The organism is Pseudomonas sp. MPB26 (genome assembly GCF_046605355.1).
GTDB classification, from domain to species: domain Bacteria; phylum Pseudomonadota; class Gammaproteobacteria; order Pseudomonadales; family Pseudomonadaceae; genus Aquipseudomonas; species Aquipseudomonas cedrina.
Genome location: NZ_CP176793.1, coordinates 2379689 through 2394486, shown reverse-complemented (window position 1 = coordinate 2394486; position 14798 = coordinate 2379689). Strand labels below are relative to the sequence as shown.

Sequence of the window (14798 nt, the reverse complement as noted above, 5' to 3'; positions counted from 1 at the left end):
CCCAATCAAAATTGTGGTTATCACTCCACCGGATCGCTCACCGGCTTGGCAATAATTGCCTTCAACTCGCTGGTCATCGGGAATTCCAGGTTCAAGCCCTTCGGCGGGATCGGCTGTTCGAACCAGCGCTGGTAAATCCCGTTGATCTCGCCACTGCGGTAGAGGTCGCCGAGCGTCTCGTTGACCACTGCGAGAAACTGCGGGTCGTCTTTGCGCACCATGCAGCTATAGATCTCCCGCGACTGCTCCTCGCCCACCACCACCCAGTTGTGCGGGTCCCTGGCCTTGGCACGTTCGCCGTAGAGCAACGCATCATCCATGTAGAACGCTGCCGCACGGCCGGTCTCGAGCATCTTGAAGGCCTCGCCATGGTCCTTGGCGCTGATCACAAACATAGTGCTCTCGTGTTCGGCGTTATAACTCTTCAAAAAACGTTCGTTGGTGGTACCGGCGGTCGTCACCACATTCTTGCCCTTGAGGTCGGCGAACCCCTTGATGCCGCTGTCCTTGGCGGTCAGCAACTGGCCTTTCACATAAATAAACCCGTAGGAAAACGCCACCTGCTTCTGCCGCTCGGCGGTCACCCCGGTAGAGCCGCATTCCAGGTCGACGGTGCCGTTCTGCACCAGCGGAATACGGGTCTGTGAGGTCACCAAGTTGTACTTGACGTTGAGGTTGGCCACCCCGATTTTCTGCTGGATACGCTCGACGATCTTGCTTGCCAGTTCCACTGAATAGCCCATGGGTTTGCCACTGTTATCCCCCACGTAGGAAAACGGCACCGACGCATCGCGATAGCCCAAGGTGATGGTCTTGGCGTTAGCGATCTTGCTCAACGTGCCGTCCAGGGCCGGTTCATTCGCCTGGGCCTGGGCACCCAACAAAAGCCCAAGCGCACAGCCGGTCAATAGGATCGTTTTCATTGTTGTTCTCCTAGGTCTGTGAAGTTATTTGCGTACGGCAATCACGCTGATTTCCACCAGTACACTGGGCCGCGCCAGCTCGGCTTGCAGGGTGGTGCGCGTTGGCGCCACCCCCGGTGTCAGCCACGCGGACCACACCTCGTTCATCGGCGCGAAACCGCTGCCGATGTCCTTCAAGTAAATGGTCGCATTGAGCAGGTGATCCTTGTCGCTGCCCGCCTCGACCAACAGCGCGTCGATCCTGGCCAGCACTTCGCGGGTCTGGGTCGCCACATCCTGGCCGTCGCCAGGCACCTGGCCAGACAGGAACACCAGGTCCTTGAAAATCACGGCTCCACTGAGACGTTCGTTGCTGTTGATTCGAGTAATAGTCATGGTGGATGCTCAAGCGCAGCGGGGCGTCAGGCCCTGCATATCAATGGAAGGATTGCGTTGGCCGATCAGTTCGGCGAGCAACTGGCCGCTGCCGCAGGCCAGGGTAAACCCCAAGGCGCCATGGCCGAGGTTCATCCACAGGTTGCGGTAAGGGCTTGCGCCAATCAGCGGTACACCGGTCGGCGTGGCCGGCCGCATACCGGCCCATTCCAGCGCACGGTCATAATCGCCGGCCATAGGAAAAGTCTCCAAAGCCTGGCGTTTGATCAGGGCCAGGCGCTTGGGCTCAAGGCCAGCGTCGAAGCCGACAATATCCACCATGGCCGCGACCCGCAGCTGTTCGCCGAGGCGTGCGTAGACAACCTTGCGGTCGTAGTCAGTGATGCTTATGCTCGGCGCCTGGTGCTGCGCGCCAATCGGCACGCTCAAGCTGTAGCCCTTGAGCGGGTAAAGCGGCAGCGCCAGGCCGGGCAATCCCAGCTCGCCACTGCGATGGCCCGCCGCCAATACCAGGTGCTCGACCGGCATCACTTCGCCGCCCAGTTCGATTGCCTGCACCGCCCCTTCTGCATGGTGAATGCCGGTGACTTTGCGCCCCAGCACAAAGCGGCAGCGCCCGGACGCCTCAAGCCGCGCCGCCAGCCGCTGGCAGAAGGCATGGCAATCCGCGACTTCCTCGTTTGGCGTATAAATGCCGCCGATAAAATCAGCGTCCGCCAGCGTCGGCTCCAGCCGCGCGCAGTCGGCGGCTGACAGCACCTGTTGGTGCACAGCGCTGACCTTGCTGCGTGCACGCTCAAAATTGTTGGCATTGCGGAAGGTCACCAGCTTGCCGTTGCGGCGCCAGTCGAAGCCCTCCAGGCGGTCGTCCTCGCGCCATTGCTGCAAAATGCCTTGGCTCAGAGAGGCCAGGCGCAGCAAGTGGGCCGCATTACGCTGGTTCACCGAGCCACGGCAGGCGCCGATAAAGGCCGCCATCCAACGCCATTGCTGCGGGTCGAGCCGTGGACGCAGCTTCAACGGCGAATCACCGCGCAGCAGCCAGCCAATGGCCTGCAGCGGTACACCGGCATCCGCCAACGGTGCGACATAGCGATACGACAGTTGCCCACCATTGGCAAAACTGGTTTCACTGCCCAGCGTGTCGCGTGCGTCGATCACCACCACCTCATGGCCGGCCCGCACCAACGCATACGCACTGGCCAGGCCGATAACCCCACCGCCGATGATACAAACCTGCCTGGCCATCCCAGCCCCCAGCCATCGATTAAGAAGGGCCAAGCATAGAAGCAAGCGGCAAGCCGCCGATAATGACTAAAGAGGGCCCGCCCATAACCAAAAGCTATACACGCTGCATTCGTTGAAATCAGGCAATTTTGGGCAAAAACGCCCGAGTGTCGATGGACGTGGATTTTGCTTCGATCATTTCGGCCAGCAATTGCCCACTGCCACACGCCAGGGTAAAGCCCAGTGCGCCATGGCCGAGGTTAAGCCAGAGATTGCGAAAGGCCGTAGGCCCCACCAGCGGCAACCCGGTGGGCGTTGCCGGGCGCATGCCGGCCCATTCAACGGCAGCGTCATAGTTGCCTGCCATAGGAAAAGTCTGTCGGGCCAAGCGTTTTATTACCGACAGACGTTTGGGCTCCGGTGCGCTGTTGTAACCCACAATGTCGACCATCGCGGCGATCCGCAGTTGTGCGCCAATGCGGGCATACACGGCTTTGCGGTCATAGTCGGTGATATTGATGCTCGGTGCGGCGTGCTGCGCTTCGATCGGTACGCTCAGGCTATAGCCCTTGAGCGGATAGATCGGCAGACGCATGGCCGGCAACAGGCTTTGACTGTTATGGCCCGCAGCCAGGATCAGATGTTCGACTGGCAGCACTTCGTCCTGAAGCTCAATAGCCACCACTGTACCAAAGGCCTCGTGGACCTTTAAGACCTTGCGCCCAAGCAGCATCCGGCATTTTCCCGAGGCTTCGAGATGCTCCGCCAGGCGCTGGCAAAACGCATGGCAATCGGCGACCTCTTCGGTAGGGTTATAGATACCCCCAATGAAATTGCCTGAATTCAGCGATGGCTCCAACCTTCGACAGTCTTCGGCCGACACGACCTGTTGCTGCAAAGGGTCGCGCACTGTGCGGCGAGCCTGTTCAAAACTCTCGGCAGAACGAAAGGCCAGCAGCCTGCCGTTGCGCTTCCAGTCGAACCCTTCCAGCCTGTCCTCATGACGCCAGCTTTGCAGTGTCTCCTGACTCAGCAGCGCCAAGCGCAGAAGGTGTTCGGAGTTCGCATGGTTGACCGAGGTGCGACAGGCGCCGAGGAACTGCGCCAGCCAGCGCCACTGCGAGGGGTCCAGTCGCGGTCTCAGCTTGAGCGGCGACTCGCCCCGCAGCAGTCCGACCAATGTCTGCAGTGGCACGCCCGCATCGGCCAGCGGCGTGACATATCGGTAGGAAAGCTGACCGCCGTTGGCGAAACTGCTGGCACTGCCCAGGCTGGCTTGCCCCTCAACCAACGTGACATCCATGCCTGCACGCACCAACGCGTAGGCGGTTGCAAGTCCAATGACACCGCCACCAATGATACTTACATGCTTTGCCACAACGCTTCTCACATTTAATGAAACCAAATCGAGACTAGAGGTAAGTGACAACGCATGAATAATGAATAAAAGTAAGCCACCTATAAACAACGGTTATGGATATATGCGCTTACGTCATATCGAAATCTTCCAGGCCATCCGCCAGTCCGGCTCCATCAGCGCCGCGGCGCAGTTGCTGCATGTGTCGCAACCGGCCGTGACCAAGGTGCTGCAGCATGCCGAATTGCAGCTGGGCTTTGCGCTGTTTTTGCGCGTGCGTGGCAAGCTGCAGCCCACCCCGGAAGCCCTGGCGCTGGAAAGCGAAGTCGAGAAGGTCACCGAGAGCCTGCAAGGTGTGCGGCGTCTGGCCAAGAGCTTGCGTCGCGCGCCTGGGCAAAGTGTGCGCATCGGCGCGATCCCGGCGTTGGCCATGTCGCTGCTGCCACCGGCGATCCTGGAATGGAAGCGCGACTACCCGGACATCACCTGCGAGCTGTCCAGCGACCATAGCCGCGAACTGGTCCAGAAGCTGTTGATGCGCGAGATCGACCTGGCGTTGACACTGAATTTTTCCGGTCATCCGGGGTTGACCACGCAAGTGCTGGCCAATGGCATGTTGGTGGCGTTGGCGTCGAAAGGTTATTGGCCAGAAGCCGAAGTGAGCACACCACTGCCATTGACCGCGTTGGCGGGCGCACCGTTGATTGGGCTCTCCAGCGCGGATCCGCTGGCAGCCAAGCTCGGCAGCTACTTGGAAAACGTCGACCCTGCGCCCCGCGTGACCATTTCAGTGCAAACCTATTCCCTGGCCCGCGCGATGGTGGAATCCGGCGCGGGCCTGACCGTGATCGATCCCTTCACCGCCCTCGGTGCCTCTACCGCCACCACCTGCATTCGCCCCCTAACGCCGCCGCTGCCGATCACCCTGTATGCCCTGACCCGCGCCGACGAGCCACCGCCGCATATGCTGGCCAATTTGCTGGAGATTTTCGGCAACCGCGCCCGCGAACTGCTGGAGCGCCTGTGAGAACACGCTCCCGAAACCACTGGGTATCCAATGTGGGAGCGGGCTTGCTCGCGAAGGCGGTGGTTCAGTTACATATGCATCGACTGATTCACCGCTTTCGCGAGCAAGCCCGCTCCCACAGTTTTTACTGCATCGTTTGTTAGAGCACGTAGTGCATGATCGCCACGAAATGCAGCACGCTGCCGCCGATTACGAACAAGTGCCAGATCCCATGGGAATGCCGCAGGCGATCCTCCAGGGCAAAGAAGATGATGCCGACGGTGTACAACACCCCACCCGCCGCCAGCCAGGTAAACCCCGCAGTGCCCAGCGCCGCCAGCAGCGGCTTGACCGCCACCAGCACAATCCAGCCCATCACGGCGTAGATCACGATCGACAGGATGCGCGCCTCGGAGCGCGGCTTGATCTCTTGCAGGATACCGATCACCGCCAGCCCCCATACAATGCCGAACAGCGTCCAGCCCCATGGACCGCGCAGCGTCACCAGGCAAAACGGTGTGTAGCTGCCGGCGATCAACAGGTAGATGGAAAAGTGATCGACCTTCTGCATGATCGCTTTACGCCGGCCCTGCACGCTGTGGTAAACGGTCGACGCGCTGTACAGCGCCATCAACGTAACGCCATAAATCGCCACGCTGACGATCTTCCAGGGGCTGCCGTCCAGGCTCGCCACCACCAACATCCACACGACGCCAATACACGCCGCGACAGCACCGAGCAAATGGCTCCAGGCGTTGAATCGTTCACCGTGATACATCTGCAACCGACCTCCTGTGACCAATATGGGTTGGCTGGCAAGCCTCCAGCCTTCGCCATAAGAGTGCAAGCGGCTTATGACGTTCCGAGGACGCCGAGCGCATTTGCGGGCACAATCGAATGCATTCGAACAAGAGCCCACGGCCATGCTGATCGACGAAGAATTCACCCTCAAGAAGCTGGAAATCTTCCTGGCGTTCATGCGCACCGGCAACCTGGCACGCGCCGCCGCTGAGCTGCAAACCAGCAACGTCAGCGTGCACCGCGCCATCCACTCCCTGGAAAACGCGCTGCGCTGCCCGCTGTTCAAACACGAAGGGCGCAACCTCACGCCGCTGGAAAGTGCCTATGTATTGGAAGAACGCGCGCAGAAACTGGTGGCCGACGTCGTCGACAGCGTGCGCCTCACCCGCGAAGCCGCCGGCTTCTCCGCCGAGCGCTTCAAGCTCGGTTCGCTGTACTCGCTGACGGTCAAGACCGTGCCTCAATTGATTATGGGCCTGAAAATCCGCCGCAGCGAACTCAACATCGACCTGATCCTGGGCTCCAACTTCGACCTGCTCTACAAGCTTAAGAACATGGAGGTGGACGCGATCCTCATCTCCCTGGATGAACACGCCAACGACCCCGACTGTGAGCAGATCGCGCTGTTCAGCGATGACATCTTCCTCGCCACCCCGGCCGACTCGCCCTTTGACCGCGAACAGCAAATCGATCTGGCGGACGTGCGCGACGCGACCTTCATCACCCTCACCCAGGGCTTTGCCACGCATCAGGACGGCAACCGGGTGTTCAAGCAGGCGGGCTTTGAACCCAAGGTGGCGATGCAGGTGAACGACATCTTCACGCTGCTGAGCATGGTCAGTTCAGGCGTGGGTTATGCGCTGCTGCCGGGGCGGATTGCGGCGGTGTATGAGAACCGCGTGAAGCTGATACCGCTGCAACCCAGGTACCGGTTGCAGCAGCACATTGGCGTGGTGTTCTTGAAGGCCAAGGAGCGCGACCCGAATTTGCTGGCGTTGCTGGCGGAGTGCCGGATGTATGCCAACCGCCAGGCTTGAGACCGCTATTTTGAGATCAGCCCGCCAGCCCGCGCATGATCAGAAACAACAACGATGGCCCCAACAGGCACCCCAGCGCGGTATAAAACGCCGCCGTCAGGCAACCATAGGGCACCAGCTTCGGATCGGTCGCCGCCAGCCCTCCCGCGACACCGCTGGACGTGCCCATCAGACCGCCGAAAATCACCGCGCTGCGCGGGTTGTTCAGGCCGATCAGAGGCGCCACGAAGGGCGTCATCACCATCACCAGAATAGCCTTGATCAACCCGGCGGCAATGGACAGCGCCATCACTTCGGAACTGGCACCAATGGCCGCACCGGTCACCGGGCCGACGATGTAAGTCACCGCGCCGGCACCGATGGTGGTAAGACTCACCGCATCGGTGTAGCCGAACGCCATGGCGACCCCCACGCCCGCGATGAACGATGAGCCCACGCCCACAAACAAGGCCAATACGCCAACGTACCCTGCCCGTTTCAGCTCATCGACACTCACGCCAAACGCCGTGGCCACAATGGCAAAGTCGCGTAGCATCGCCCCACCCAGCAGGCCGATGCCCGACAACAACGGAATATCCACCACACCCTTTGAGCCACCGGTAAATGCACCGCCGACGTAAGACAGCGCCAGGCCCAGCAAGATGGCGATGGCCGAGCCGTGCAAGCGGCCTTTAGTGAAGGTGTCGGAGATCCAGTAGGAGACCCACATGGTCAGGCCGATCACAGCAAAGCCACTGATCAGGCCGTAGCCGGTGATCACTTTCATCATCGATTCATACATGGCGATCACCCGGCTTCTTTGGTGGGAACAACAGCGTCAGGCTCAGGGTTGCCGATGCGCACCAGCACCGGCACCAGGGCAAAGCCCAGGACCACTGCCAAGGTGCCCGCAAGAATCGCCATCGGGCCACCACTGATAGCGCCGTACACGTTTTGCTGCGCCGCCATCGCCACCACGATGGGGATATAAATCGCCGCCCAGAAACTCACGCCCGGCTCCGACTTGCGGGTAAACCACCCGCGCTTGCTGAGGTAGCTGCCCAGGCCGATCAACAGCAACATGGCAATGCCCACCCCGCCGACGTTGGCCGGGATGCCCATCCACCTGCCCAGCAATTCGCCGACAAACAAGCCGGCCAAGGTACAGAACGCCAGAAACGCCACACCGTAAATAATCATTGTCGTTGTCCTCAAAGTGCTCGATCGAAATTGTTGTTTTTGTGCTTCGAAAGCCTTGGGTGGTGCTTTATCGGTGGCGGCGCTCCTCCTCTTGCAGCAGGGCCTGCAAGGTGTCCAGGCGCGCGCCTTCGCAGGCGATCACCGTGCCTTGTTCAAAGACGCGCCGTGACAGGCCGGTGAGCACGGCGCCCGGCGGCAGTTCGATTTGCAGGCGCACACCGCGTTCAACGGCGCTTTGCACGGTGCCGCGCCAATCGACGACGCGGCACATGTTGAAGGCCAGGTCGTCGCGCAGTTGCTCGGGGTTGTGGATCGGCCGCGCGCGGGTGCTGCTCAGGTAGGTGATGCGTGGCGCCTTGAGCGGCATGAAGGCCTGCGCCAGCGCCTGGGCCGGTTGCTCCAGCAGCGCGCAATGGGACGGCACGCTGACGGCCAGGCGCTTGGCAACGCCGTTGCCTTTCACTCGGCTGGCGACGCGCTGCATGGCTTCATCGCTGCCGGCGATGACGGTCTGGTTATCGGCGTTGATATTGGCCAGGTACACCGGGGTGTCGGGGCCGTGGATTTCGGCCAGCAGCGTTTCGACGGTGGATAACGCCGGGCCGATCAGCGCGGTCATGCCGTAGCCGTGTGGATAAGCGTGCTGCATCAGCTCGCCGCGCAGGCTGACCAGCCTGAGCGCATCAGTGAAGTCCAGCGCACCGGCGATCACCGCCGCGGGGTAAGCCCCGATCGACAAGCCCGCGACGTAATCCGGGGTGTGTTGCAGCAGGCGCGCGTGGGCCACGCCGACGATCAACAGGCAGAGTTGGACCGCACGGGTGCTCGCGAGGGCTTCAGCCGAATCCAATGCACGAACGTCTTCACCCAGCGCCTCACTGGCCTGCTCCAACACCTCGGCAGGCAAGGCCTTGAGCATGCCCGGCCGTTGCGCGCCCTGCCCTGGGAACACCAAAAGGCTGCTCATGCCACCGCCTGCCAAGGATCAAGCACCAGGTGGGCACCGCTGGCGGTTTTCAACAGCACCCGGCGCGATGAACCAGCCCATTCACGCAAGGCAACGGCGCCCAACGGTGTTTGCAGTTGCATATCCACGACGCACACGGCCTTGTCCAGGGCGGCCAGAAGGTCGCGGGCATCACTGCGCTCAAGCGGCTTGGGCATGCGCAGAATCAAATCCAGATCGCTTTGGGCATGCAGCGCTTCAATGCCCGTGGCCAGCTCAAAACCCGCACTGCCAGTAACGCCCCAGCTCAGTGGCGCCAGCACTGGGCGCAGTTGGTCGAGGGCCTGCAATGCCGGCAGATCCCGTGTCGAGACAGCCTCGCGCAACGCTTCCGGTGCGACTCGCCGCTGCACGGCGTCAATCGGCATCACGGCCGCAAAGCGCTGCTCACGCAAACGCCCGCGCACTCCCACCGCGACAAACCCCGGCGCGACCACGGCGCGACGCACCACCACCGTGCCAATCGCACCCAGTGCCCACCCCGGTGCATCAGCGGGCAAGTGCGCTGGGGTCATGCCCCAGAGCAGGTCGTGGGCGTTCACCATTGTTCCCGCAGCAGTTGGCGCACATGGCTGGAGGCGGCGCGATGGGTTGCGCCGAGGCGGGTGCTCAAATCGGGGGTGTCGATGTCCTTGATCGCGCTCACCAGACAATCGCTGACGCGCGCCATATCCTGCGGCGTGGGTTGTTCGATCTGGCTGACCGACAGCGTTTCCCACAACAAGCCAAGGCTGGCATAGCTGTCGATGTCATAGGCCATTGGCGGCACGCTGGCGGCCAGGTTCTCCAGCTCTTCGACGCTGCGCAGGGTCACCCGCGCCGCCGACGCCTTGCCCATGGCGTGCACCATCACACCGGGGTCGCGCAGGGCGATCAGGCGGTTGGCCTGGTAGCCATGGGCGAGAAACGCCCCGGACATGGCCTTGCCCACCAGCAGCGCGATCACCGGGTGCCCGGCCAGTCGGGCGCGCGCGTAGCTGTCGGCGGCGGCCGCCAGGGCCTGGTGAATACCGAGGGCTTCTTCACGACGGCCGTAGGCTTGGCTGGGCACGTCGACGATGGCGATGATCGGGCGTTTGTCGCCTCGGGCGATGGCTTCATCAACAGCCTTGGCCAAGCCCCAGCCTTCCAGCAAGCCGACTTCGCCGTTGCGGGCCCGAGGGAAGCGGTTGTGTGCATCGGTCACCACGGCGATAAAGCGCACGGCGTGTTCGCCCAGCACGCCATCGGCCACTTTCAATGAGTGCGGCAAGCCCGAAACGGGCGTCGCGCCGGTGCTCAAGGCGTTGAACCAGTGCAAACCTCTCATGGGCGTTCTCCTTGATACAACGCGCGCACCGTCGCCGGGTCGATCTGTGGCGCAGCGTCCAGTTCGGCCAGACGCGCCAGGTAATAATCCGCTCGGCGGCTGCGTTGCTCGGCGGGCACGCCTTGTTGCAACAGCGCGCTGACGGTCTGCGGAATCTCGGCCACATCGTCCGCCACATAACGATCGGCCAGGCCGCTGTTGAAGCGCTGCTCACCACCGGTAAGGCTCCAGATGAACGGCCGGTCGCGCGAATCGTATTCTTCCAGTCCTGCTTCCTGCTCGATCACTTGCGGGCCATTCAGGCCCAGGCGTGCTTCGCGGGTGACCACAAGGTAACTGCACAACCCCGCCGCGATGGACATGCCGCCAAAGCAACCGACGCTGCCGGCCACCACGCCGATCACCGGCTGGTACTGGCGCAGGTCGACAATCGCCGCGTGGATATCCGCGATGGCGGCCAGGCCAAGGTTGGCTTCCTGCAGGCGCACGCCGCCGGTTTCCAGCAGCAGCACGGCGCGGGTCGGGATGCCCTTGCGGTTATCTTCGGCGGCCAGCTCCAAAGCACCGGCGATTTTCGCGCCGCCCACTTCGCCGAGGCTGCCGCCTTGAAAGTTGCCTTCGATGGCAGCGATGACGACAGGTTTACCGCCGATGCTGCCCTTGGCGATCACCACGCCGTCATCGGCCTGCGGCACCACGCCCTGGCGGCTGAGCCACGGCGACATGACGCGCTGGAACGGGTCGATCAATTCGCGATAGGAACCGGCGTCCAGCAAAGCCTTGGCCCGTTGCCGCGCGCTGAGCTCAACGAAGCTGTGTTTGGCGAGCAAGTCAGTCATGGCCGATCTCCTCAAAACCCTGCTCCAGGCGCAGGCGCACCACGCCGGGCGTGGCGCCGAAATCGTGGATATCAATGTTCAAGGCCGGTGGCGTCTGTTCCTGGAAGATGCGTTGAAACAGATGCTGCCAGCGCTGTTCGGCACCATTGACCGAGGTTTGCACCTGGATCGTCAGCGTGCCCGGCGTGCCCGGTTCCAGCAGCACTTCCAGGTCGCCCGAACCAACGCAACCCACCAGCGCGCGGCCTTTGGGCGGCTGCCCGGCGGGGAATTCAAAGGATAGGGTTTCCATCAAAACGCTCCGTCGAGGCGGTCGATAAACAGGCAGGCGGCCAACAGGTCGGCGGCGCCGCCGGGGGAGGCATTCAGGGCCAGCAATTGGGTGTCGAGTGCGTGCAAGTGGCGGCGTCCGGCAAGGGTCGCACTGCCGCCGGCGTCCAGCACCGCCTGGGCGCCTTGTTGCATCGTCCGTAAGCCTTCCGGGCCTGCGCGGTAAAGCACGCAGGTGTCGGCCAACTCGGTCATGATCGCGAGCAAGGCATCCAGGCGCGCGTTCTGTTCGCCGGCATTTTGCAGGCGGCTTTTGCGCAGTTGCGGCAAGCCGCGCTGGATGACCGACGGGAAGCCAAGCTGAGCTTCTTCACGGGCACCGCGTGCGCCATAGCGTCGGGCAACCTGAGCGCCATGGCTCATCGGCCGTGGCGCAAAACGGTCATCGAGCAGGGCCAGCCGGGCTGCGTTCAGAGTGACGTCGCGTGAGTCCAGGGCGGCGGCGGCGGTGAGCAGGCCGAGGGCCCAGATGGCGCCGCGATGGGTGTTTACGCCGCCGGTGGTGGCGAGCATGGCCTGCTCACCTTCACGCCCGAGACGGCCGAGGGCTTCGCGCAGGGGCAAGCCGACTTCGCCGAATTCCAGCGCCGCCTCGGCCATTTCCTTGAACATCGGCCATAGCGACAACGCCGAAGCGTGCATCAGGCCCAGATGCAAATCGTCATGGGCGCCGTTGCCACGCCGGTCGACCAGCGCAGGTTTGGGCGACAGGTCCGCTTCATCGATCAGCGCATCAACGGCTATATCGGCCAGGCGCTCCGCGAGGGTGAGTTCATGCAGTTTAAGGGCGCGCATTTACCAGCTCCTGAATTTGGCGGGCGGGTTGTACAGGCCACCGGACCACTCCACCAGGTCGGCCACGCTCTTGGCGGCCAACAGCTCGCGGGTAGCGTCGGTGCGGCGGATGCCCAAGTCTTCGGGCAAGGCGATCAGGCCTTCGCGGCGCATGCGCGCGGTGTCCTTGGGGTTGTGGCGCAGTCCGATGACGGTCACCCCGGCGACAGCGGCGATCATCGCCTGGCGCTCCTCGAGGGAACGCGCCTTGTATAGGTAGGCGATGCCTTCCTCGGTGAGCAGGTGAGTCACGTCGTCGCCGTAGATCATGATCGGCGCCAGGGGCATGCCGCTCTTGCGCGCCACTTCCACCGCGTCGAGGGTGTCGACGAACGTGGGCTTGCCGCCTTCCTGGAAGGTCTCGACCATTTGCACCACAAGCTTCTTGCCGCGCTCAAGCAAGGCTTCGGGCGCGTCGCCGTGGCGCATGTCCAGCCAGGCGGGCGTGCCGTGACGACGCCCGCGCGGGTCGTGGCCCATGTTCGGTGCGCCGCCAAACCCGGCCAGTCGGCCGCGGGTCACCGTGGAAGAATGCCCGTCGCCGTCGACTTGCAGGGTGGCGCCGATAAACAGGTCCACCGCGTATTGGCCAGCGAGTTGGCTGAACATCCGGTTGGAACGCATCGAGCCATCGCGACCGGTGAAGAACACATCCGGGCGAGCGGCGATGTAGTTTTCCATGCCCAACTCGGTGCCGAAGCAATGTACGCTTTGGACCCAACCGCTTTCAATCGCGGGGATCAGGGTTGGGTGCGGGTTGAGAGTCCAGTTGCGGCAGATCTTGCCCTTGAGACCCAAGGATTCGCCGTAGGTGGGCAGGATCAGTTCGATGGCGGCGGTGTTGAAGCCGATACCGTGGTTGAGCGACTGCACCTTGTGTTTTTCGTAGATGCCACGGATCGCCATCATCGCCATCAGCACATGCACCGGCTTGATATGGCGCGGGTCGCGGGTGAACAGCGGCTCGATGTAGAACGGCTTGTCGGCCACCACCACAAAATCCACCCAGCTCGCCGGAATGTCGACGCGGGGCAGGTCCGTCACGTCGTCCACCAACTGGTTGACCTGCACGATCACGATGCCGTCGCTGAAGGCAGCGGGTTCGATCAGTGCCGGGGTGTCTTCGGTGCTGGCGCCGGTGTAGATGTTGCCGGCGCGGTCGGCCATGAAACCGGCGGACAGCACCACATTGGGGATCAGGTCCACCACCAGCCGCGCGTAGAGCTCGATGTAAGTGTGGATCGCGCCGATTTCCAGCAGGCCGTCTTCCAGCAACTGGCTGATGCGCAGGGATTGGGCGCCTGCGAAGGAGAAGTCGAGCTTGCGTGCGATGCCCTTTTCAAACAGGTCCAGGTGCTCGGAACGGCCGACACTGGGCATGATCATGTGCAAATCGTGGAGCTTGGCCGGGTCGGCCTTGGCCAGGGAGCGCGAGAGGAAGTCGGCCTGCTTCTGGTTATTGCCCTCCAGCACCACGCGGTCGCCGGGGAGAATCAGCGCTTCAAGGGCCTCGACGATTTTGTCACTGGGTAGCACCGCCCCGTCTGCGTATTGCTTGACCAGCCCGAGCCGCCGCTGCTTCTCGTCGCGCCGCCGCGTCCAGCGCGAGTCGGGGGTGAATGTTGTTGTCATGGTCGCTCCACGGATTTGCTGTCGTGGGGCTTACCTTAGGAGTGATTGAGGGGGCCATCAATCAAGCTGGACGTTGGACTGTTACGTCTGGGTTAATGATGACTCAATTAACACGGGGCGTTCAGACCCTGCGCCATTCGCTGCGATGGAACCATAGGGTCCTGAAAAACGCCAACGCCGCAAAAACGTGCAACCCCGACACGGCCGCCCAACTCCAATCCCACAGCCCTGACAGCGCCTGCGCGTAAACCGGTAACAGCAGCACGAGCAACGCCACCAGCGCGCAAGCACCCACTTGCTCCCAGTTTCTCAAGCGACTGGGGCGGGACGCTATCGCGTAACCCAACAATGCGCCCAGACACACAATCAGCAGGCTCAGCAGGTCATGCTCGCCGACCGGAGGCCACCCCAGCAGGTTGAGCGGCAGGCAGACCGCGAACAGGGTGAACGAGCAGATCGCGACATACACAAAAGCGTACTCAAGCGCATCCAGCAGACGATCACGGATAAACCCACGGGCCTGTTTATCCTCTTGCGGTGTGGGTCCTTGGGAAATCGCCACCGCCAGCAGACCCGACCCGAGACCGCCCAGGGTCATGACCACGAAATTGCTCACAACGCCTTTGATTGCCTTATCGGCACCGATCAGCTTGAGGCTTTCGAGGTACACCAGAATAAACACCGCGCCCGCGGTGGCAATCGTGAAGCCCCACAGCTTCCCCCGGTTGGACTGCACGTTCATGGTTACCGCTGCAGTGAACACCAGCACCCCAAACCACATCAGCAGCGTGCCGGTAAAACGGTTGAGGTTGTACAGCCAGGCAAACCCATCCAAAAGCCACATTGCGTCGATACTTCTGTCGAAAAATTCCCCTCGCTATCGGCAGTGGAGCGGGGATCTTTACGATGGGGGAGCAAGTGTTCCGTGGCTCGTCGCAATTGC

At 62.4% G+C, this 14798-nt stretch carries 17 protein-coding genes; 2 read left to right on the top strand and 15 right to left on the bottom strand.

Annotated features, from left to right (window positions below; genetic code table 11):
- Positions 1-20 precede the first annotated feature (20 nt).
- The 4 genes from ACLH0H_RS11035 to ACLH0H_RS11020 form a co-directional block, all read right to left on the bottom strand.
- A complete protein-coding gene (locus ACLH0H_RS11035) occupies positions 21-923 on the bottom strand; it encodes a transporter substrate-binding domain-containing protein (protein ID WP_411382017.1) in 903 nt (300 codons plus the stop codon).
- Between the two features lie 24 nt (positions 924-947).
- Positions 948-1298 (bottom strand): RidA family protein, encoded by a 351-nt coding sequence (locus ACLH0H_RS11030; protein WP_411382016.1) that lies wholly within the window; start codon positions 1296-1298, stop codon positions 948-950.
- 9 nt (positions 1299-1307) lie between these two features.
- Complete coding sequence (locus tag ACLH0H_RS11025) at positions 1308-2546, bottom strand: D-amino acid dehydrogenase (RefSeq protein WP_411382015.1); 1239 nt, start codon at positions 2544-2546, stop codon at positions 1308-1310.
- A gap of 118 nt (positions 2547-2664) precedes the next feature.
- The gene (locus ACLH0H_RS11020; RefSeq protein WP_411382014.1) at positions 2665-3903 is read right to left on the bottom strand and encodes a D-amino acid dehydrogenase; all 1239 of its coding nucleotides are present in this window, start codon (positions 3901-3903) and stop codon (positions 2665-2667) included.
- Between the two features lie 103 nt (positions 3904-4006).
- Between ACLH0H_RS11020 and ACLH0H_RS11015 the strand changes: the two genes are divergently transcribed.
- A complete protein-coding gene (locus tag ACLH0H_RS11015; protein WP_411382013.1) occupies positions 4007-4909 on the top strand; it encodes a LysR family transcriptional regulator in 903 nt (300 codons plus the stop codon).
- Between the two features lie 139 nt (positions 4910-5048).
- Here ACLH0H_RS11015 and trhA read toward each other — a convergent pair whose 3' ends face one another.
- Positions 5049-5666 carry a PAQR family membrane homeostasis protein TrhA gene (trhA, locus tag ACLH0H_RS11010; protein ID WP_411382012.1) on the bottom strand — a complete coding sequence of 206 codons (618 nt, stop codon included), beginning with the start codon at positions 5664-5666 and terminating at the stop codon, positions 5049-5051.
- Between the two features lie 145 nt (positions 5667-5811).
- Here trhA and ACLH0H_RS11005 point away from each other — a divergent pair, with 145 nt between their 5' ends.
- Positions 5812-6726 carry a LysR substrate-binding domain-containing protein gene (locus ACLH0H_RS11005; RefSeq protein ID WP_124360166.1) on the top strand — a complete coding sequence of 305 codons (915 nt, stop codon included), beginning with the start codon at positions 5812-5814 and terminating at the stop codon, positions 6724-6726.
- A 16-nt stretch (positions 6727-6742) separates the two neighbouring features.
- On the opposite strand, the gene madM is transcribed toward ACLH0H_RS11005, so the two are convergent.
- The 10 genes from madM to ACLH0H_RS10955 form a co-directional block, all read right to left on the bottom strand.
- Positions 6743-7507 carry a malonate transporter subunit MadM gene (gene madM, locus ACLH0H_RS11000; protein ID WP_411382011.1) on the bottom strand — a complete coding sequence of 255 codons (765 nt, stop codon included), beginning with the start codon at positions 7505-7507 and terminating at the stop codon, positions 6743-6745.
- A gap of 5 nt (positions 7508-7512) precedes the next feature.
- Positions 7513-7905, bottom strand: a complete 393-nt coding sequence (gene madL / locus ACLH0H_RS10995) for a malonate transporter subunit MadL (protein ID WP_186686853.1) — start codon at positions 7903-7905, stop codon at positions 7513-7515.
- Positions 7906-7972: 67 nt separating this feature from the next.
- The gene (mdcH, locus tag ACLH0H_RS10990) at positions 7973-8872 is read right to left on the bottom strand and encodes a malonate decarboxylase subunit epsilon (protein WP_411382010.1); all 900 of its coding nucleotides are present in this window, start codon (positions 8870-8872) and stop codon (positions 7973-7975) included.
- Positions 8869-9456 carry a malonate decarboxylase holo-ACP synthase gene (locus ACLH0H_RS10985; RefSeq protein WP_411382009.1) on the bottom strand — a complete coding sequence of 196 codons (588 nt, stop codon included), beginning with the start codon at positions 9454-9456 and terminating at the stop codon, positions 8869-8871. Before ACLH0H_RS10985 ends, mdcH begins: the two co-directional genes overlap by 4 nt.
- A complete protein-coding gene (gene mdcE, locus ACLH0H_RS10980; protein WP_411382008.1) occupies positions 9450-10220 on the bottom strand; it encodes a biotin-independent malonate decarboxylase subunit gamma in 771 nt (256 codons plus the stop codon). The genes ACLH0H_RS10985 and mdcE overlap by 7 nt, the downstream gene beginning before the upstream one ends.
- Entirely contained in the window at positions 10217-11059 is an 843-nt protein-coding gene (locus ACLH0H_RS10975; RefSeq protein ID WP_411382007.1) for a biotin-independent malonate decarboxylase subunit beta, read from the bottom strand. The genes mdcE and ACLH0H_RS10975 overlap by 4 nt, the downstream gene beginning before the upstream one ends.
- The gene (locus ACLH0H_RS10970; protein WP_076953165.1) at positions 11052-11351 is read right to left on the bottom strand and encodes a malonate decarboxylase subunit delta; all 300 of its coding nucleotides are present in this window, start codon (positions 11349-11351) and stop codon (positions 11052-11054) included. Before ACLH0H_RS10970 ends, ACLH0H_RS10975 begins: the two co-directional genes overlap by 8 nt.
- Complete coding sequence (locus ACLH0H_RS10965; protein WP_411382006.1) at positions 11351-12184, bottom strand: triphosphoribosyl-dephospho-CoA synthase; 834 nt, start codon at positions 12182-12184, stop codon at positions 11351-11353. The genes ACLH0H_RS10970 and ACLH0H_RS10965 overlap by 1 nt, the downstream gene beginning before the upstream one ends.
- Positions 12185-13855 carry a malonate decarboxylase subunit alpha gene (gene mdcA, locus ACLH0H_RS10960; RefSeq protein ID WP_411382005.1) on the bottom strand — a complete coding sequence of 557 codons (1671 nt, stop codon included), beginning with the start codon at positions 13853-13855 and terminating at the stop codon, positions 12185-12187. It lies immediately after the preceding gene.
- Positions 13856-13976: 121 nt separating this feature from the next.
- Positions 13977-14699 (bottom strand): hypothetical protein, encoded by a 723-nt coding sequence (locus tag ACLH0H_RS10955; protein WP_411382004.1) that lies wholly within the window; start codon positions 14697-14699, stop codon positions 13977-13979.
- Positions 14700-14798: the final 99 nt, after the last annotated feature.